This is a genomic window from Actinomadura vinacea (assembly GCF_039532545.1).
Classification (GTDB): Bacteria; Actinomycetota; Actinomycetes; order Streptosporangiales; family Streptosporangiaceae; genus Spirillospora; species Spirillospora vinacea.
The window spans coordinates 99,084-117,508 of sequence record NZ_BAAARW010000028.1 but is presented as its reverse complement, the minus strand read 5'-3'; the positions used below and the strand labels follow the sequence as shown (position 1 = coordinate 117,508).

At 73.0% G+C, this 18,425-nt stretch carries 18 protein-coding genes; 3 read left to right on the top strand and 15 right to left on the bottom strand.

Annotation, left to right across the window (positions count from 1 at the left end):
- Positions 1 to 46 precede the first annotated feature (46 nt).
- The 9 genes from pheT to ABD340_RS36060 all read right to left on the bottom strand — a co-directional run bounded on the left by pheT (position 47) and on the right by ABD340_RS36060 (position 8,785).
- Positions 47 to 2,545 (bottom strand): phenylalanine--tRNA ligase subunit beta, encoded by a 2,499-nt coding sequence (gene pheT, locus ABD340_RS36100; protein WP_344595223.1) that lies wholly within the window; start codon positions 2,543 to 2,545, stop codon positions 47 to 49.
- A complete protein-coding gene (pheS, locus tag ABD340_RS36095; RefSeq protein WP_344595221.1) occupies positions 2,545 to 3,654 on the bottom strand; it encodes a phenylalanine--tRNA ligase subunit alpha in 1,110 nt (369 codons plus the stop codon). The genes pheT and pheS overlap by 1 nt, the downstream gene beginning before the upstream one ends.
- A gap of 187 nt (positions 3,655 to 3,841) precedes the next feature.
- Entirely contained in the window at positions 3,842 to 4,879 is a 1,038-nt protein-coding gene (locus tag ABD340_RS36090) for a sensor histidine kinase (protein WP_344595219.1), read from the bottom strand.
- Positions 4,880 to 5,356: 477 nt separating this feature from the next.
- Complete coding sequence (locus ABD340_RS36085; RefSeq protein WP_344595217.1) at positions 5,357 to 5,863, bottom strand: STAS domain-containing protein; 507 nt, start codon at positions 5,861 to 5,863, stop codon at positions 5,357 to 5,359.
- Positions 5,864 to 6,099: 236 nt separating this feature from the next.
- Positions 6,100 to 6,912: a TrmH family RNA methyltransferase gene (locus ABD340_RS36080; RefSeq protein ID WP_344595216.1), complete on the bottom strand. Its 813-nt coding sequence runs from the start codon at positions 6,910 to 6,912 to the stop codon at positions 6,100 to 6,102.
- Between the two features lie 22 nt (positions 6,913 to 6,934).
- Positions 6,935 to 7,312 (bottom strand): 50S ribosomal protein L20, encoded by a 378-nt coding sequence (gene rplT / locus ABD340_RS36075; protein ID WP_344595215.1) that lies wholly within the window; start codon positions 7,310 to 7,312, stop codon positions 6,935 to 6,937.
- Positions 7,313 to 7,381: 69 nt separating this feature from the next.
- Positions 7,382 to 7,576 carry a 50S ribosomal protein L35 gene (gene rpmI, locus ABD340_RS36070; RefSeq protein WP_197012720.1) on the bottom strand — a complete coding sequence of 65 codons (195 nt, stop codon included), beginning with the start codon at positions 7,574 to 7,576 and terminating at the stop codon, positions 7,382 to 7,384.
- Between the two features lie 212 nt (positions 7,577 to 7,788).
- The gene (gene infC, locus ABD340_RS36065) at positions 7,789 to 8,346 is read right to left on the bottom strand and encodes a translation initiation factor IF-3 (protein WP_344595252.1); all 558 of its coding nucleotides are present in this window, start codon (positions 8,344 to 8,346) and stop codon (positions 7,789 to 7,791) included.
- A 298-nt stretch (positions 8,347 to 8,644) separates the two neighbouring features.
- Positions 8,645 to 8,785, bottom strand: coding sequence for a hypothetical protein (locus tag ABD340_RS36060; RefSeq protein WP_344595213.1), 141 nt, complete (start codon positions 8,783 to 8,785; stop codon positions 8,645 to 8,647).
- Between the two features lie 91 nt (positions 8,786 to 8,876).
- Between ABD340_RS36060 and ABD340_RS36055 the strand changes: the two genes are divergently transcribed.
- Both ABD340_RS36055 and ABD340_RS36050 read left to right on the top strand, forming a co-directional pair.
- The gene (locus ABD340_RS36055) at positions 8,877 to 9,536 is read left to right on the top strand and encodes an NUDIX domain-containing protein (RefSeq protein ID WP_344595212.1); all 660 of its coding nucleotides are present in this window, start codon (positions 8,877 to 8,879) and stop codon (positions 9,534 to 9,536) included.
- 18 nt (positions 9,537 to 9,554) lie between these two features.
- Entirely contained in the window at positions 9,555 to 10,517 is a 963-nt protein-coding gene (locus ABD340_RS36050; protein ID WP_344595210.1) for a PfkB family carbohydrate kinase, read from the top strand.
- Here ABD340_RS36050 and ABD340_RS36045 read toward each other — a convergent pair.
- Entirely contained in the window at positions 10,484 to 11,236 is a 753-nt protein-coding gene (locus ABD340_RS36045) for an HIT family protein (RefSeq protein ID WP_344595208.1), read from the bottom strand. The two genes, ABD340_RS36050 and ABD340_RS36045, sit on opposite strands and share 34 nt — an antisense overlap.
- A gap of 242 nt (positions 11,237 to 11,478) precedes the next feature.
- On the opposite strand from ABD340_RS36045, the gene ABD340_RS36040 reads away from it, so the two are divergent.
- Positions 11,479 to 12,741: a prenyltransferase/squalene oxidase repeat-containing protein gene (locus ABD340_RS36040; protein ID WP_344595207.1), complete on the top strand. Its 1,263-nt coding sequence runs from the start codon at positions 11,479 to 11,481 to the stop codon at positions 12,739 to 12,741.
- Positions 12,742 to 12,774: 33 nt separating this feature from the next.
- Here the strand turns inward: ABD340_RS36040 and ABD340_RS36035 are convergent, their stop codons facing one another.
- The 5 genes from ABD340_RS36035 to ABD340_RS36015 all read right to left on the bottom strand — a co-directional run bounded on the left by ABD340_RS36035 (position 12,775) and on the right by ABD340_RS36015 (position 18,414).
- Complete coding sequence (locus ABD340_RS36035; RefSeq protein WP_344595206.1) at positions 12,775 to 13,599, bottom strand: shikimate dehydrogenase; 825 nt, start codon at positions 13,597 to 13,599, stop codon at positions 12,775 to 12,777.
- Positions 13,599 to 14,852: an endolytic transglycosylase MltG gene (gene mltG / locus ABD340_RS36030; protein ID WP_344595205.1), complete on the bottom strand. Its 1,254-nt coding sequence runs from the start codon at positions 14,850 to 14,852 to the stop codon at positions 13,599 to 13,601. Before mltG ends, ABD340_RS36035 begins: the two co-directional genes overlap by 1 nt.
- On the bottom strand, positions 14,849 to 15,307 hold the full coding sequence (gene ruvX, locus ABD340_RS36025) for a Holliday junction resolvase RuvX (RefSeq protein ID WP_344595204.1): 459 nt from the start codon (positions 15,305 to 15,307) through the stop codon (positions 14,849 to 14,851). Before ruvX ends, mltG begins: the two co-directional genes overlap by 4 nt.
- Before the next feature lie 111 nt (positions 15,308 to 15,418).
- A complete protein-coding gene (gene alaS / locus ABD340_RS36020; RefSeq protein WP_344595202.1) occupies positions 15,419 to 18,088 on the bottom strand; it encodes an alanine--tRNA ligase in 2,670 nt (889 codons plus the stop codon).
- Positions 18,089 to 18,090: 2 nt separating this feature from the next.
- Positions 18,091 to 18,414 carry a hypothetical protein gene (locus ABD340_RS36015; RefSeq protein WP_344595201.1) on the bottom strand — a complete coding sequence of 108 codons (324 nt, stop codon included), beginning with the start codon at positions 18,412 to 18,414 and terminating at the stop codon, positions 18,091 to 18,093.
- Positions 18,415 to 18,425 lie beyond the last annotated feature (11 nt).

The window sequence follows — 18,425 nt, the reverse complement described above, 5'->3', positions numbered from 1 at the left end:
GCGCGACATGCGCGCGGGGCCGCCCCCTCGATCGAGCAGGGATCGATCAGGCCCCTCGGAGCACCGCCCCGGTGCGCTCCACCGCCGCGGCGACCGCGGCGTCCCGCGACGCGCTCGCCTCCTCGGCGGTCAGCGTGCGGTCGGGCGCCCGGAAGCGCAGGCTGTAGGCCAGCGATTTGCGCCCCTCCCCCGCCTGCTCACCGGTGTAGACGTCGAACAGCCGGATCGACTCCAGCAGCTCGCCCGCCCCCTCGCGCAGCGCCGCCTCCACCTCGGCGGTCTGCACGGCCGCGTCGACGATCAGCGCGACGTCCTGCGCCGCGACCGGGTACGGCGACACGTGCGGCGCCCGCACCGTCCGCGGCTCGCCCAGCCCGCGCAGCTCCAGCTCCATCGCGCCGGTGCGCGCCGGCAGCCCGTACGCCTTGATCACCCGCGGGTGCAGCTCGCCCGCGTGCCCCACCAGCGTGTCGCCCACGTAGAGCGCGGCGCACCGGCCCGGATGCCAGGGCGCGTGCCGGTCGGCCCGCACCGTCAGCTCGACGCCCGCCTCCCGGGCCACCGTACGGGCGGCCTCGACCGCGTCGGCCCAGCTCGCCGGGCGGCCCTCGCCCCACCAGCCGGACGGCTCCCGCTCCCCGGACAGCACGACGGCCACCCGCTCCGGCTGGTCCGGCAGCGCGGCCTCCACCGAGGCGATCTCCTCGGCCGTCGGCCCCCGGTCGACCGGCAGCCGGGGCGCCCGCACCGCCGTCTCCGAGCGCGGCCGGAACACCAGGCCCTGCTCGTACAGGCCGACGTCGCCGAAGCCCCGCCCCACGTTGCGGGCCAACGCCTTGAGCAGGCCCGGCAGCAGCGTGGTGCGCAGCAGCGGCTCGTCCTCCGACATCGGGTTGGCCAGCCGCAATGCCCGGCGGCGCGGGTCACCGGCCTCCAGCTGCAGGGCGTCCCAGTCCTTCTCGGCGGCGAACGGGAAGGCCAGCACCTCCACGTACCCGGCGCCCGCCAGCGCGCGGCCGACCCGGCGGCGCAGGCGCTGCCGGGACGTGAGACCGCGGCCGGCGACCGGGCGGGGCACCCGCGCCGGAATGGCCTCGTACCCCTCCAGCCGGATGACCTCCTCGGCCAGGTCGTTCGGGTCGGTGAGGTCGGGACGCCACGACGGCGGCGTCACCGTCAGCGTGTCCTCCCCGGTCACCGCGCAGCCGACCTGCTCCAGGCGCCGGACGACGGTCTCGCGCTCGTACGAAACGCCCGCGACCCGGCCCGGATGCGCGGCCGCCATCGTGACCGTGACCGGCTCGACCGGCACCTGCGCGTGCGTCACGCCCGGGACGATCTCCGCCCCGCCCAGCTCGGCCAGCATCCGCGCCGCCCGGTACGAGGCGTACAGCGGCAGCTCGCGGTCGACCCCGCGCTCGAACCGGTACGACGCCTCGCTGTGCAGCCGGTGCCGCCGCCCCATCCGGGCGGTGCCGATGTCGTCGAAGTGCGCGGCCTCGATCACCATGTCCGCGGACTTCTCGTCGATCTCGGTGGCCAGGCCGCCCATCGTCCCGGCCATCGAGATCGGCCCCGACTCGTCGGCGATCAGGATGTCCTCGGGGTGCAGCTCGCGCCGCACGTGGTCGAGGGTCTCCAGCCGCTCGCCCGGCCCGGCGCGCCGCACCGTGATCGGGCCGGTCAGCTTGGCCCGGTCGAAGGCGTGCAGCGGCTGGCCCAGCTCCAGCATCACGTAGTTGGTGACGTCGACGGCCAGCGACACCGGCCGCATCCCGGCGCGGTGCAGCCGCACCCGCATCGGCAGCGGCGTCTGCGCCGCGGGATCGAAGCCGCGCACCTCGCGCAGCACGAACCGGTCGCAGGCGGTCGGGTCGGCGATGCTCGCCGGGTACGCCCCGCCCTCCGCGTCACCGGCCGGCAGCTCGACGGAGGTCGCATCGGTGAACGGCACGCCGTAGGCGATGGCGGCCTCGCGGGCGATGCCGCGGATCGACAGCGCGTAGCCCCGGTCGGGCGTGACCGCGATGTCGAGCACGTCGTCGCGCAGGCCCAGCAGCTCGATCGCGTCGGTGCCGGGCGGCTCCTCGGTTCCGTCCGAGCCGGGCGGCAGCACCAGGATGCCGGCGTGGTCTTCGCCGATGCCCAGCTCCCGCACCGAGCAGATCATGCCCTCGGAGAGCTTGCCGTAGGTCTTCCGTGAACCGATCTTGAACCCGCCGGGCAGCTCGCCGCCGGGCAGGATCACCAGGACCCGGTCGTCCACCGCGAAGTTGGTCGCGCCGCAGATGATGTTCTGCGGCTCGCCGGTGCCGTTGGCCCGCCCGACGTCCACCTGGCAGTACCGGATCGGCTTCTTGAACCCGGTCAGCTCCTCGATCGCCAGCACCCGGCCGACCACCAGCGGGCCGGTGATGTCGGCGCCGGCCTGCTCGACCGTCTCCACCTCCAGCCCGGCCTCGATCAGCCGGGCGGCCAGCTCGCGGCCGGTGACATCGGCCGGGAGCGCCACGTACTCCCGCAGCCAGGAAAGCGGGGCGCGCATCAGATCTCCATCCCGAACGGAAGGGTGAAGCGCACGTCACCCTCCACCATGTCGTGCATGTCCTCGACGCCGTGCCGGAACATCAGCGAGCGCTCCACGCCCAGCCCGAACGCCCAGCCGCTGTACCGCTCGGGGTCGATGCCGCAGGCCACCAGCACCCGCGGGTTGACCATGCCGCAGCCGCCCAGCTCGATCCAGCCCTCCGAGCCGCACGTCCGGCACGGCTCGGCGCCGCGTTCCACCGACGCTCCCCGGCACACGAAGCACTGCATGTCGACCTCGGCCGACGGCTCGGTGAACGGGAAGTACGAAGGCCGGAACCGCGTCTTCAGCCCCTCGCCGAACATCCCGTTGACGAACGCGTCGATGGCGCCGCGCAGGTCGGCCATCGTCAGGCCCTCGTCCACCGCCAGGCCCTCCAGCTGGTGGAAGACCGGGCTGTGCGTGGCGTCCAGCTCGTCGGTGCGGTACGTGCGGCCGGGCACCACCACGTACAGCGGCAGCGGCCGCGACAGCATCGAGCGCACCTGCACCGGCGAGGTGTGCGTGCGCAGCACCACGTCGGTCTCCTCCGACTCGACGAAGAAGGTGTCCTGCATGGTGCGCGCCGGGTGGTCGGGCTTGAAGTTGAGCGCGTCGAAGTTGAACCAGCCGGCCTCGACCTCGGGCCCCTCTGCGATCTCGAAGCCCATCGAGACGAAGACGTCGGCCATCCGCTCCTGCATGGTGGTCAGCGGGTGCCGGGCGCCGCGCGGGGCGCGGTCCCAGGGCAGCGTGACGTCGACGGTCTCCTCGACCAGCACCCGCTGGTCGCGCTCCTCCTCCAGCTCGGCCTGGCGGGCCTTGACCGCCTGGGCGACGGCGCCGCGGGCCGCGCCGATCCGCTTGCCGGCGTCGGCACGGGCCGCGGGCGGCAGCGCGCCGATCTCCCGGTTGGCCAGCGCCAGCGGGGAGCGGTCGCCGGCGTGCGCCAGCCGGACCCGCTTCAGCTCGTCGAGATCGCCCGCGGCGGCGATGGCCGCGATGGCCTCGTCGCGGGCCCGGTCGAGCTCCTCGGGCTGCAACGCGGACACCTCGACGGGGTCGTAGGACTTGTTGGGTGCAGACATGGTGGTGTGAGAACTCCGGTCGGCGTGGAACGCCCGCAGTCTAGTGGGCGGACGGGAAGGATCCGGAAAGGACGGGCCCGGCCCGCCGGACGGAGCGCGGCGGGCAACGTGGCGGGCAACATGACGGACAACGCGGTGCTGCCGGGAAGATCGCCCGCACGGGCGCTCGGAAGGAGGTGCGCCCCCGTCAGGAGGCGTAGTCCGGAGCGCCGGCGGGCATGGTAAATCGGAACTCGGCGCCGCCGCCGGGGGCGCGCCGCACGGTGATGGTGCCGCCATGGGCCTCGACCAGGCCCTTCACGATGTAGAGGCCGAGCCCGGTGCCGCCGCGGCGGTTGCCGCCGGGACCGCGCCAGAACTGCCGGAACACGCGCTGGACGGCCTCGGGCGGGATGCCCTCGCCCTCGTCGCGCACCGACACCGCGGCCCCCTCCTTATGCGCGTCCGGCTCCACCACAATGGTGACAGTACCAGCGCCGTGCCGCACCGCGTTCTCCAGCAGGTTGCCGAGGATCTGGTCGATCTTGTCGGGATCCAGCCACATCTCCGGCAGCTCGCCGCGCGCCTCGAAGCGGAACCGGTCGGCGGCGTCCCCCGCCGCGATCCGGCCCGCGATGATCTTGCGGGCCTCCTCGATGAGGTCGACCACCTGGCGGCGCATCTCCAGCCGGCCCGACTCGATCCGGGACACGTCCAGCAGCTCGGTGATCAGCCGGGTCACCCGGTCGGCGTCGGCGTTGACCGTCTCCAGCATCACCCGCTTCTGATCGTCGTTGAAGCGGTGCCACTTCGACAGCAGCGTCGCGGTGAAGCCCTTGACGCTGGTCAGCGGGGAGCGCAGCTCGTGCGCGACGGTGGAGACCAGATCGGCCCGGTCGCGCTCCTGGCGGGCGCGGTGCGCGGCGTCGCGCAGGCACACCGTGAAGCGCCGCACCCGGCCCCGCTCGTCGCGCCGGTAGGCGGCGGTGACCAGCAGCTCGCAGCCGCCCGGCAGGAACAGCGACCGCTCGGGATGGCGGGTGCGGGTGGCGAGCCCGTCGTAGGGCGCCAGGCATTTCCACCAGTCGCGCCCCTCGGCGTCGTGCAGCGGCAGCACGTCGCGGAAGTCGCGGCCGATGGCGGAGTCGGCGGGGATCTTGGTCATCCGTGCGGCGGCGGCATTGAACGCGATGACGCGCGCGTCGCCGTCGGCCACCACCAGCCCGTCGGGCAGATCGTCGGTCATGTCCTCTTGTACGGACTCATGTGCGGGGCGGGACGTGCCCGCGGCCGAGGGCACGCGGCGAGGCGCGTGCGGGGAGTCGTCTCCACCCACAACGGCCTCCAGACACGTAAGAGACACGGTAGAACGCGGCCTGTCGAGAAGAGACTCTATCCGGAGACGACCACCTTGCGGGACCCGCGGAACGCGGTGCGGCAAGGCTTTTGTGGCCTCGCCGCCCGAGATCCGTCCGTCCGGGAAAGCCCGCCGGACCCGCAGCGACGGCGGCGGGGAGACCCGGGACGCACCGTCCCCGGGCGAGCCGGACTCCCCCAGAACAAGACAGAGACAAATCTGGGCCCACCACCCCCCGAACGAACCCCGAGCACCAACCGAATACGACCCGGCCCCGGCCCGGGCGTGGCCCTGGGCGTGGCTCGGGCGCACCCCCGGATTCGGAACCGGTGGGCTCCTGGGCGAGGCGTTGGCCTTGGACGGTCGTCAGGTGCTCGGCGCGGCTGTGGGGGTGGCTCCGGCGGCCATCGCGACGGCGGGGTCGTCGTACATGCCGAAGACGCGGTGCAGGCCGGTCAGCCGCAGCAGCCTGCGCTGGGCGGGCCGTACCCGCGTCAGCCGGACCTCGCCGCCGCTCTCGGCGACCCGGTTGTGGACGGCGACCAGCGCGCCCAGGCCCGCGGCGTCGCAGAACGGGACCGCGCCGAAGTCGACCACGAGGTGGCGGTGGCCCGCGGAATGCAGTTCGATCAGCCGGGCGCGCAGCAGGTCGGCGGTCTGCAGGTCGATCTCGCCGCGGACCTCGGCCAGCACGGTGTCGCCGGCCGTCCGCACGGCCTCGACCTCGAGCGGCGGCTCGCCGCCCGGACCCCCGCAGTCGCGGAGCGTCCGCGGCCAGCCGGCGCGGCAGCGCAGATCCGGCGAACGCCGGAGGTGCCGCGGCGCGGCCCGGCCGGCGCCCCTGCCGGTGGTCCTGCCATCGTCGGTCATCATGTCGCCCCCAAATCGCACGGCCCCATCGCCGTCCTGGTGAACACCGTAGGGATCCGACCGGCCCTCGCGGATCCCTCGCGAGTCGATACCGCGCTCCTCCTCAAGAAGGATCCCGCCTCGCCGGGTGCGCGTTCATCTTTGCAGGTCAGAGACGGAGATACCGGGCGGAAGGCGGCCGTTTGCGGCCAGTCGCGAGGGAACAATACCGGCCGCCTCCGACAACCGCCGGGCGACCGTCAGGCGCGCTGGGCCCGGGCCGAGGCGTAAAGGCAGACGGCGGCCGCGGTGGCGAGGTTGAGGCTCTCGGCACGGCCGTAGATCGGGACCCGGATGACCTCGTCGGCGTGGCCGAGGATCTCCTCCGGCAGGCCCCAGGCCTCGTTGCCGAAGACCCAGGCCGTGGGACGGGCGAGCAGGCCGTCGTCGATCGCCTCGTCGAGGGTGCGCTTGCCGGCGCCGTCGGCCGCCAGGACGGTCAGCCCGGCCCGCTTCAGATCACCCATCAGCGCGTCGAACCGGGGGCCGACGACCACGGGCAGATGGAACAGGCTTCCGGCCGATGCCCGCACGCACTTGCCGTTGTACGGGTCGACCGAGGCGTCGGTGAACACCACCGATTCGGACCCGGCGGCGTCGGCGGTGCGCAGGACGGTGCCCGCGTTGCCCGGGTCGCGGACGTGCGCCAGGACGGTCACCAGCCGGGGCGCGGCGCCCAGCGCGGCCTCCAGCGGCACGTCGACGAACTCGCAGACCGCCAGCAGCCCCTGCGGGGTGACGGTCTGGGCCAGTTCGGCCATGATCTCGCCGCTGACCCGCAGCACCGGGACCCCGGCCCGCTCGGCGGCCTGGACCAGTTCGGCGTGCCGCGCCTCGGCCTCGGCCGTGGTGAACAGCTCGGCCAGCCCGCCGGGGATCCCCAGGGCCTCGCGGACGGCCTGCGGGCCCTCGGCGAGGAAGCGGCGCTCGCGGCGCCGGAAGGCGCGTTTGGCGAGCCGCCGAGCCGCCTTCACCCTGGGTGATCGGACAGAGGTCAGCTCGCGGCCCGCCATGCGGTGTTCGCCCGTCCGCCGGTCAGGCGGCCTCGCTGCCCTCGGCGGGCAGCGCGGCCTTGGCCACCTTCACCAGCGCGGTGAAGGCCGGGGCGTCGTTGACGGCCAGCTCGGCCAGCATCCGCCGGTCGACCTCGACCTCGGCGGCCTTGAGGCCCTGGATGAACCGGTTGTAGGTCATCCCGTTGGCGCGGGCCGCGGCGTTGATCCGCTGGATCCACAGCCGGCGGAACTGGCCCTTGCGGTCCTTGCGGTCCCGGAACGCGTAGGTCATCGAGTGGAGCTGCTGCTCCTTGGCCTTGCGGTACAGCCGCGAGCGCTGGCCGCGGTAGCCGCTCGACCGCTCCAGGACGACCCGACGCTTCTTGGCGGCGTTGACCGCCCGCTTCACGCGTGCCACGTGTTGAACTCCTTCGTGGGGGCCGGGGCCTCCGGGCCTCGGCCGGTCGTACGGGGTCTGGGACGCCGGCTACTTGCGCAGCAGCTTCTTGATGTTCTTCGCGTCGGCCGGGGTCACCACAGCCGGGCCGTCCAGCCGGCGGGTGCGCTTGGTCGGCTTGTGCTCGAGCAGGTGGTTGCGGTTGGCGCGGCGGCGCATCACCTTGCCGGAGCCGGTCAGCTTGAAGCGCTTCTTGGCACCGCTGTGGGTCTTGGTCTTCGGCATGGTCGCCGTCGTCTCCCTCACTCTGATCCCGATGCCTCCGCTGCGGGCACGGAGGCGTGCCTGATCGGACGCATCCCGGACGGGCCGGGGAGGCGCCTGGTCAGGCTCAATGTACGTGCGGCACGACCCTGCGAACGCAAGCACGGCGCGCGCAGGGCCTGGCCGGGGCGGTCGCGTACGGCCGCCCCGTTTCGGCCCGGACGGGCCGGGCCCTAGACCGAAGCCGGACCGGAGTCCTGCTGGGCGCGCGCGGCGCGCTCGGCCTTGGCCTCCGCCTTCTTCTTGTGCGGGCCGATCACCATGATCATATTCCGGCCGTCCTGCTTGGGCCGGGACTCGACGAAACCGAGTTCCTCGACATCGTCGGCCAGCCGCTGCAGCAGCCGGCGGCCCAGTTCGGGCCGGGACTGCTCACGACCACGGAACATGATCGTGACCTTGACCTTGTCCCCGGCCTTGAGGAACCGCACCACGTGACCCTTCTTGGTCTCGTAGTCATGCGGGTCGATCTTGGGCCGGAGCTTGATCTCCTTGATGACCGTGTGCGCCTGGTTCTTCCGCGCCTCGCGCGCCTTCATCGCGGACTCGTACTTGAACTTGCCGTAGTCCATGAGCTTGGCGACGGGCGGACGCGCGGTGGGCGCCACCTCGACCAGGTCGAGGTCCGACTCACGCGCGAGTTCAAGGGCCTTGGCGATGGGCACGATGCCCACCTGTTCGCCGTTCGGGCCGACGAGCCGGACCTCGGGCACGCGAATGCGGTCGTTGATACGCGGTTCGGCGCTGATGGGACCTCCTTGGGGCCGTTCTCACGTCACTGCCAACGTCTGTGGACCGGTCGTACCCCAGGCCTTTCAACGCGAAAAGCCCCGCACGACTCGCATGCGGGGCCACCTTCGGTCGCCTCGGACGCCGAAACGCCGAGGACGACGACGGTACGGACGTCGCGACGCCCGTTCGCCGGACCGATACCCACCGGCCGTGCGGCCGGTCAGGTGGGAGGTGGCCTCCGCTTGTGAGCCCTGTGCGTTCTGCCGCGCGGGCATCCGCCCAGGGCCGGTCGAATACTCAGCTTATCACCTGCGTGCCCGCGCCGTGACCGGCGCGCTCTCGCGCATTCCCGGCGGTGACCGGCGCCCCCGCGGCCGCATCGGGATCGATGGTTCTGGAGTAGCCGAAACGTCTCAACATCCCGCCGTCGGCGTTCATTCCCCGCTCCGCCACCGGTTGTTACCTTGGTGCCGAGCGCACGGATCCCGGGGCCGGCAGCACGGGAAGACTCTGCACGGAAAGACTTGCGATGCCCGCATTCAGGACCGATGCCCCGCCACCCGCCTCCTTCGGCGACACCCGCCCGCACCTGGAGTTCGCGCAGAAGGCGTTCATCCTCGACCGGGACCGCCTGCTCATGGTCCGCAAGGCCGCGTCCGACCCGTACCACCCGGGGCTCTGGGAGGTGCCGGGCGGCCGGCTGGAGGTGGCCGGCGACGCCGATCTCGACGACCACATCCGGCGCGAGGTCTGGGAGGAGGCCGGTCTCAAGATCGCCCCGGGGCCGCCGTTCCATCTGTGGCAGTGGTACATGCCGGGCCGCCGCCGCGCCCGCCCCGGCGGCCGGCCCCGCCCGATCCGGGTGGTGGCGGTGGCGCGGCTGTGCCATCCGACGACCCGCGAGGTGAGCCTGGCGAACCAGACCGCCACCGATCATCTGGCCGATCTGACCTGGGTGCCGCTGCCCGAGATCGACGGATACGACCTGATCCCCAGCCTGCGGCCGGTGATGCGGGCGTTCCTGCTCATGTGCCCCAGCCCGTCGCCGCCGGCCGCGCCCGCGCCCTCCACGCCCTCCGTACCCGCTACGCCCTCCGCGGCGTCCACCGCCCGACCCGCCGTCCCGCGCGCCCGCCCGCCCTTCTCGTGGTTCCCGCGCGACCTGCCAGACCTCCCGGCGCCAGGCTGAGCGCGCCCCCACCCCGCCATGGACATCATCGAGACTCCCGCCCGATCGCCCGTGGACTGGCCCGGCCTCGACGGCGTCCCCGACCGCCGCCACCGCCTGCTGGCGATCGGGGACGTCCGGATCGAAGTACGTGCCACGCTCCCCCGCCTGCGCTTCACCGAGGTCACCCGGGACCGGCTGGCCTACGCCCCGGCGCAGGCCATCGTCGCCGGCACCGCGGTCAACCTGGCGCGGCGCGCGGCCGGCTACTTCCGCCGGGTCGGCGTGCTGGCCCGGGTCGGCGACGACGACTACACCCCGGTCATCCGCGGCGAGCTGCGCCGGCTCGGGCTGCGCGACCTGCTCCAGGTCGAGCGCGGCGCGCCCAACGGGGTCACGGTGATGCTGCGCGACGCACCGCACGACGGGCGGCGCGGCGTGCGGCTGCTGGTCGCCGAGGAGCAGGCGCCCGACCGCCGGCTGTCGGAGCACGACGTGCGGCGCGCCGCGGCCGAGATCGGCCGCGCGGACGTGCTGTTCCTCGACGGGTACGCGCTGCTGTCGCCGGTGTCGCGGTCCGCGCTGCGCCGCGCCGCGCTGATCGCGCGGGAACGGGGCACGCTGATCGCCTTCGACCTCGTCCCGCATGACATCGACGCCCGGCTGCCCGCCGCGGAGGTGCTGCCGCTGCTGCGCCTGGCCGACGTGGTGATCAGCGAGGCGCCCACCCTGGCCCGGCTGTTCCAGCGGCCCGCCACGATGACCGGCTCCGCCGAGGTGCGGGCGCTGGTCCCCGCCCTGGACCGCATCGTCGAGGGCCGGCCGCTGTGGCTGCTGCGCTTCGGCGCGACCTCGCTGGAGCACGTGCTCGCCCACCAGCGGGACGGGCTGCTGCTGGAGTACCCGACCGGATACGGCGCGGACGTCGAGCGCGCGGGGTTCGGCGACCGGCTGGCGGCCGGAGAGCTCTACTGGTGGCTGGCGAGGCGCTCGGCCCGCTGACGGGCCGGGCGGCGGAGATCGTCCACCGCGACGGCCGCGCGCAGGCCGCCGAGGGTGCGCAGGAAGCGTGTCCGGCTGTCGGGCAATCCGAACGACTCCTGCCAGCGCCAGGGAAGCCCGTCGGCCTCGGGTTCGAGGGTCAGCTTCGCCGCCCAGCGCATGTATTGGCTCTGCACGCCCTCGCCTGGGTGGACGGTCGCCTTCCCTAGCTCGTCCACCAGCAGATAGGACCGTCCCGCGAGGAAGTGGCGGTGCACGGCGTCACGCGTCGCGGCCTCGCCGGCCCGGCCGTCTTCCTCCAGTACGCCACGTACGCCCTGGCCGTCTCCGCGCGGCATCAGGTGCCAGTGCGCGTGGTCGATGCAGGCGCCGCCACCCTGCGGACTTCCAGGGCCGTGTTCGAACATCAGCACGTCATCGCTGCCGTACGCGAGCCTGTGAAGACGGGCGACGCGGTGCCGCCATTGCCACGCCCTGGCCCACATCCCCTTTCCGAACGCTCCGGCGCACTGGACATGCCTCGACGTCACCAGCAGCACATGCCCTTCCACCAGTGGGGCCAGGTCTGGCATGAGGAAGAAGTCCTCGTCTGCCGCGAGCACCGCGGGCTCACCCGGCAGGTCCGCCATCGCGTTGAACCGGAACCGCCATGGCGGGCAGAACGCGCAGTCCTGCCCCACGTCCTCCCGTGGCCCGTCCCCCGCTGGTCGCGTCGCCATCACAGGCTCCCCCTGTTTCGCGTCTTGACTGAACTTCCTAACTCTTTTTCTTAACCATGGGCCTAACTGAAGCGTGCCCGCGCACGGCCGTCCATTGAGGCGACCGTGGATACAGCTGCCAGACCAGTGGGGTAGAGAAGCTGTCTGAACGGGCACATAACCAGTAGAAGGCGGTTACTGTGCATCACTCCCCCCACTCTCGTAGAGCGGCGCCGCCGGCGCCCCCGACTTCGGCTCTTGACATGGCCGCGCTCGCCGCGCGCCTGGACGAGTCGCTCGACGTGCTTCGCGGCTCCTACGCCGTCACTGACGGCGGCGGCGGCTGGTACCACGACCTGCCCCGCCCGGAGCCGGGGGCGACCGCGACCGCGCTGGGGCTGCTGGCGTTCACGGAGGCGGGACGGCCCTTCGAGCACTTCGACGAGGGCCTGGCCTTCCTCACCTCGCGGCAGGCGGCCTCCGGCGACGTGCTCCGCGACGGCGGCTGGTCGACCAAGACGAGCCTGGGCATTCCCGTCGTCGAGGCGACCGCGTGGATCGCCCGGTTTCTCGCCCGGTCCCGCTGCGACCTGCGCCCGGACGCGCCCGACGTGCGGCGCGCCTACCGGTGGCTGCTGCGCAACCAGAACCTCGACGGCGGGTGGGGATCACTGCGGGGCTGCCCGTCCCGTGTCTGGCTGACATGCCTGGCTCTGCGCGCCCTCACCCAGCTCAACCCGTACGCACCCGCCATCGAAAGGGGCGTGGAGTGGCTCACCGCCGACCGCACCGGGCAGCGTCCCGGCTGGGGGCCGACGCCGGCGGCGTCGCCGACGGTCACGCACACCGCGTTCGCACTGGTGACGCTGGACGAGGCACGCCCCGGCCACCGCGACGAGCGGATCCTGGCCGCGCATGACTGGCTGCGCGAGCACCTGGACCCCGACGACGACCACACCTGGATCGAGACCTACGACGTCTCGCCGAATGGCACCGGCTCCAAGCCCGTCTGGCGCCTGGCCCTCTGGCACTACGGGCTGCCCATCGCCCTCATGGCCCTGCTGCACGATCCCCGCGGTCCGTCCGGCGCCACCGTGGCGCGGACCTTTCAGACGCTCGTACAGGGCAATGTGACCAATCCGCGCTGGAACGGCTACCCGGGCAGCGGCCGCACGTCCCTGTGGACGCTGTGGTGGCGCCTGGAGGCCCTGATCGAGCTGTCCCGGCTGCCGCTGCTCCAGCCCAACGATCTGCTGCACTGGATGCCGGACGCGTCGGTCGTCCAGCGCGCGCACGCACGCGACCGCCCCCTGCCCGCCCTGCTGCCCGCCAGGCCGCGTGTGGACCTCAGGAGGCTGTTCAGGCGGCATTGGACGGCGCTCGTGCTCGCCCTGGTCGGGGCCGGCAGCCTCGGCGGGGTGGCCGCGGGACTGTGGGGGTGGAAGGACTTCTGGCTCAGCGTGATCCTGCCGATCGTCCTGACCTTCACCCACGAGGCCATGAAGCGCCGCCGCTCCTCCCGCTGACCCGTCCTCGCCGGACGGGTCGGGCTGAGCGGGTCAGTACGGGGTGCGGCGGGCCAGCTCGGCCTCGCCGGCGGCCCGCATCGCCTCCACGGGGACGTCCTCGCGGCCCGTCATCAGGACGACCTGGCGCGCGGCCTGATGCAGCAGCATGTCGAAACCGCCGACGACCCTGCCGCCGGCCGCCTCGACCGCCTCCGCGCAGGCCGTCGGCCACGGCGCGTACACCACGTCGAACAGCGCCGCGCCGGACGCGGCCAGCTGCGGCGCGTACGAGTCGGCCGCGATGCCCGGCAGCGTCGAGATCACCAGGTCGACGCCCAGCAGGTCGGGCAGCCGGTCCAGCGCGCCCACCCGCAGCGTCAACCCGAACCGCGCCCCCGCCGCCATCGACTCGCCCGCCCGGTCGGGGTTGCGGACGGCCAGCGCGGCCTTGGTCAGCCCCAGATCGGCCAGCGCCGCCAGCGCCGAGGCGGCCGTGGCGCCGCCGCCGAGCACCAGCGCCGTCCCCGGGGCGCCCAGCCCCGCCTCGGTCAGCGCCGCCACGATCCCGTGCACGTCGGTGTTGTCGCCGTGCCGGCGGCCGTCCCGGACCACGATCGTGTTGGCGCCGCCCACCGCCACCGCCAGCTCGGACACGGTGTCGACCAGCTTCAGCGCGGTCCGCTTCAGCGGCATCGTCAGCGAGAGGCCGGCCCACTCCTCGTCGAGCCCCTCCAGGAAGCCCCACAGGCCGGTCTCGTCGCACTCGTACGCCTCGTAGACCCAGTCGTCCAGGCCCATCGCCGCGTACGCCGCGCGGTGCAGCACCGGCGACAGCGAGTGCTCGATCGGCTTGCCGAGCACCGCGGCGCGCGCCACTAGTTGCCTCCGTTCTCGGCGAGGTACTTGTTCAGCTTCTGCTTGAGCCTGTTGAACTCCGCCTCGTCCTCGGCGTACTCGGTGACCCGGTTCTTCGGGTCGGTGGCGACGAACCACAGCCAGTTGCCCGCCTCGGGCTCGAACACCGCGTCGATCGCCGTCTCGCCCGGGTTGGAGATGGGACCCGGCGGCAGCCCCGCGTAGTTGTAGGTGTTGTAGGGGTTCTTGGACCTGATGTCCTGGTTGCTGGCGACGATTCCGAACTTGCCCAGCCCGTACAGCGTGGTGCTGTCGAACTTCAGGAACATCGGGATCGGCTTCTTCTTCAGCCGGTTGTAGATCACGCGGGAGATCTTCGGCATGTCCTCGGGCCGGCCGCTCTCGGCCTGGATCAGGCTCGCCATGGTGATCACATCGGCCACCGGCCGGTTCGCCCGCTGCGCCCGCACGACCAGGTCCGACCGCTGGGTGAACTGGTTGAACCGGTCGACCATCGCCTTGAGGATCTCGCGGGCCGAGGCGTTCGGGTTCAGGTTGTACTGCCCGGGGAACAGGTAGCCCTCCACCTTGCCCTTGGCGGACGAGGGCAGCCCGAGCCCGGTCGGCCTGGAGAGCACCCGCTGGAAGTCGCGCAGCGGGATCCCGGTCTTTCCGGCCAGCTGCTGGGCCACCTGGACCGCCCGCAGCCCCTCCGGGATCGTGATCTGGTTGCCCGCCCGGGACTTGGGGTTCAGCAGCAGCGCCATCGCCGCCGCCGAGGACATCTGCTTGCGCATCTGGTAGAAGCCCGGCTGGATGCCGGCCGCCTTGGGGTTATCGCCGTACACCGACACGAACGCCTTGGTGCTCTTGACCACCTGGTGGCTCAGCAGCGTCGCCGCGATCGTCGAGCCGCTGTCACCGTCCTTGATCTGGACCGTGACAGTGCCCGTCCCCTGGCCGGTGTAGTCCGGCGGATTCATCCGCTGGTCGAGCCACGCGGCCCCCAGCACCCCGCCGCTGCCGACCACCGCGACCAGGAACGCCATCGCGAACAGGAACGCGGCCCTGCTGTTTCGGCGCCGCCGCCGCTGGCGCTGCCGCTGCTGCCGGCGCCCGGCGCGCCCGCCCCGTCCGCCGGCGCGCGGTGGACGGGCCTCCCGCTCGTCGTACGGGTCGGCGTACGGGTCGGCGTGCTGGTCAGCGTACGGCTCGGCTCCGTACGGGTCGGAGCCGTACGGATCGGAATCGGGGAAAAGGTCCAAATTGCTCATGAGCTCCCCCGGACGATCTCGCCTGGGGGGCGTCCCGTCAACCTCTCGCCGTCCAGCGCCGCCTGGAGCAGCACGGCGGCCGCCGCCTGGTCGACGACCTTGCGGCGGTCCCGGCCGTGCACCCCGCCCGCGCGCAGGCCGCTCTCGGCCGTGACGGTGGTGAGGCGCTCGTCGTACAACCGGACGGCCTCGGCGGGCAGCCGTGCCGCGAGCCGGGCGGCGAACTCGCGCGCGCCCGCCGCGGCCGGCCCTTCGCGTCCCGACAGCGACGTCGGCAACCCCACGACCACCTCCAGCGCCTCGTGCTCACCGGCGAGCGCGGCGAGCCGGTCGAGATCGCCCTTGCCCCGCCGGACGGTCTCCAACGGGGAGGCGAGGATGCCGCCGGGGTCGCTGCGCGCGACACCGATCCGCACCGTCCCCACGTCGATCCCGAGCCGGACGCCGTTCCTCATATGGCCGCTCCGTGCCCACAAGTCCCGTATCGGCCCGTCCCGCGCGCGGACCGGTCTGCGAGCGGCCTCACGCGGTCTCCTTCCGGGCCGGCCGGGTCGCCAGGACTCCGGTCATGACGCCCCGACCGCGCGTTCGACGGCGGCCAGCGCGTCGGCCACGGCGCCGGCGTCGGACCCGCCGCCCTGGGCGAGGTCGTCCTTGCCGCCCCCGCCGCCGCCGAGCGCCTTGGCCGCGACACCGACCAGCCTCCCGGCCTTGAGGCCGCGCTCGCGGGCGCCCTCGGTGACCGCGATCACCACGACCGGACGGTCCTTCGGCACACCGACGACCATGACCACGGCGGCCCGCGCGGCGAGCCGGCCGCGCACGTCCACCGCCAGCCTGCGCAGGTCGTCGGCGCCGGTGCCGTCCGGCGCCCGGTGCGCGGCGAACGCCACGCCGCCCAGCTCGCGGGCGCCCTCGGCCAGCGACCCGGCGATCGCCAGCACCTGCTGGGACCGCAGCCGCTCCAGCTCCTTCTCGGCGTCGCGCAGCCGGCCCAGCACGCCGGAGATCCGCTCGGGCAGCTCTTCCTTGCGCGCCTTCATCTGCTCCGACAACTGCGCGACCAGCACGCTCTCCTTGGCCAGGAAGCGGAAGGCGTCGATGCCGACCAGGGCCTCGACCCGGCGCACCCCGGCGCCGATGGACTGCTCGCCCAGCACCTTGACCAGGCCGAGCTGGCCGGAACGGGCCACATGGGTGCCGCCGCACAGCTCCCGGGAGAAGTCGCCGACCTCCACGACCCGGACCTCGTCGCCGTACTTCTCGCCGAACAGCGCCAGCGCGCCCATCGCCCGGGCCTCGTCGATGGAGGTGTGGAAGGCCCGCACGTCCAGGTCGTTCACCAGGACCTCGTTGACCTCGTCCTCGACGTCGCGCAGCACGCTCGCCGGGACGGCGCCGGAGGCGGTGAAGTCGAACCGGAACCGGCCCGGGGAGTTCTCCGAACCGGCCTGCGCCGCCGACTCGCCCAGCGCCCGCCGGAACCCGGCGTGCACCATGTGGGTCGCGGTGTGCGAACGGGAGATCGCCCGCCGCCGCTCCACGTCGATCTCGGCGTAGGCGGTGTCGCCGACCCGCGCCTCCCCGGAACGGACCCGCCCGCGGTGCACGATCAGCCCGGCCAGCGGCGACTGCACGTCGTCGATCTCGATGACCGCGCCGCCGCCCAGCCGGATCACGCCGTGGTCGGCCAGCTGGCCGCCGCCCTCGGCGTAGAAGGGGGTGCGGTCCAGCACCACCTCGACCTCGGCGCCCTCGCCGGCCGCCGGGACGTTCGCGCCGTTGACCAGCAGCCCGGCCAGCCGCGCCTCGCCCAGCACCTCGCCGTAGCCGATGAAGTCGACCGCACCGCCGGCGCCGTTGAGCAGCTCGTCCAGGACCGACACGTCCAGGTTGCCGGTCTTCTTCTCGCGCGCGTCCGCCTTGGCCCGGTCGCGCTGCTCGGCCATCAGCCGGCGGAAGCCCTCCTCGTCGACCCGCAGGCCCTGCTCGGTGGCCATCTCCAGGGTCAGGTCGATCGGGAAGCCGTAGGTGTCGTGCAGCTTGAACGCCTGGTCGCCGGCCAGCAGCGGGGTGCCGGCCCGGCGCGCCTCGGCGACCGCCTGGTCGAAGATCGTGTTGCCGGTGCGCAGCGTCTGGAGGAAGGACTCCTCCTCCGCGTCGATCACCGTGTGGATGTTGGCGGCGGTACGGATCAGCTCCGGGTACTGCTGCCCCATCGCGCCGATGGCGACCTCGGTCAGCTCGTGCATGAGCCCGGCGTCCGCGCCGCCCAGCAGCCGCAGGTTGCGGATCGAGCGGCGCAGGATGCGGCGCAGCACGTAGCCGCGGCCCTCGTTGCCGGGACGGATGCCGTCGGCGACCATCATCGTGCCGCTGCGGACATGGTCGGCGATCACCCGCAGCGACACGTCCGAGCCGTGGTCGCGGCCGTACCGGGCGCCGGTCAGCTCGGCGGCCCGGGCCAGCACCTTCCACAGCGTGTCGGTCTCGTAGATGTTGTCGACGCCCTGCAGGATCGCCGCCATCCGCTCCAGGCCCATGCCGGTGTCGATGTTCTTGGCCGGCAGGTCGCCCGCGATATCGAAGTCGACCTTGGAACGGACCTCGCCCAGCTGCGACTGCATGAAGACGAGGTTCCACACCTCCAGGTAGCGGTCCTCGTCGACGACCGGGCCGCCCTCGCGGCCGTACTCGGGGCCCCGGTCGTAGTAGATCTCCGAGCAGGGGCCGCCGGGGCCGGGCACGCCCATGTGCCAGTAGTTGTCGGCCAGGCCGCGCCGCTGGATGCGCTCCTGCGGGACGCCGACCTTGTCGTGCCAGATCCCGGCGGCCTCGTCGTCATCGGTGTAGACGGTCACCCACAGCTTCTCCTCCGGGAAGCCGAACCCGCCGTCGGACTGGGGGCGGGTCAGCAGCTCCCAGGCGAAGGGGACGGCGCCTTCCTTGAAGTAGTCGCCGATGGAGAAGTTGCCGAGCATCTGGAAGAACGTGGCGTGCCGCGTGGTCTTGCCGACCTCTTCGATGTCGGGCGTCCGCACGCACTTCTGCGCGCTGGTCATCCGGACCGAGGGCGGGGTTCGCTGGCCGAGGAAGTACGGCTTGAACGGGACCATCCCGGCGTTCACCAGCAGCAGGGTCGGGTCCTCGGCGATCAGGCTGGCCGAGGGCACCACGGTGTGCCCGTGCTCTTCGAAGAACCCGAGGAAGCGGCGTGCAACCTCTGCCGACTCCATGATCAGTGCCCATCCTTGTCGTCGTCGATGATCGTGTATCGCGGCGCGCGCAGGACCCGGCGGCGCGCGAGGCCGTCGGCCTCCGGCGGCGCCTGGTCCATCTCGACGGCCTCCCGGAGCTCGGCTTCACGTGCCTGCATCTCGGTACGCACGTCGTGCGCGAAATTCCTCAACCGGTCGCCCGCGCCCTGCCCGGCGGTCACCGCGCGGGCCGCCACGCCCTCGGGCGACCAGGTGCGCGTGAGGCGCTCCACCCGCCGCTTGACCCGGTGCGTGGCGTAGATCCCCGCGCCGGCGCCGACCGAGAGCCAGAACAGTCTTCTCATTGTGCCTCGCT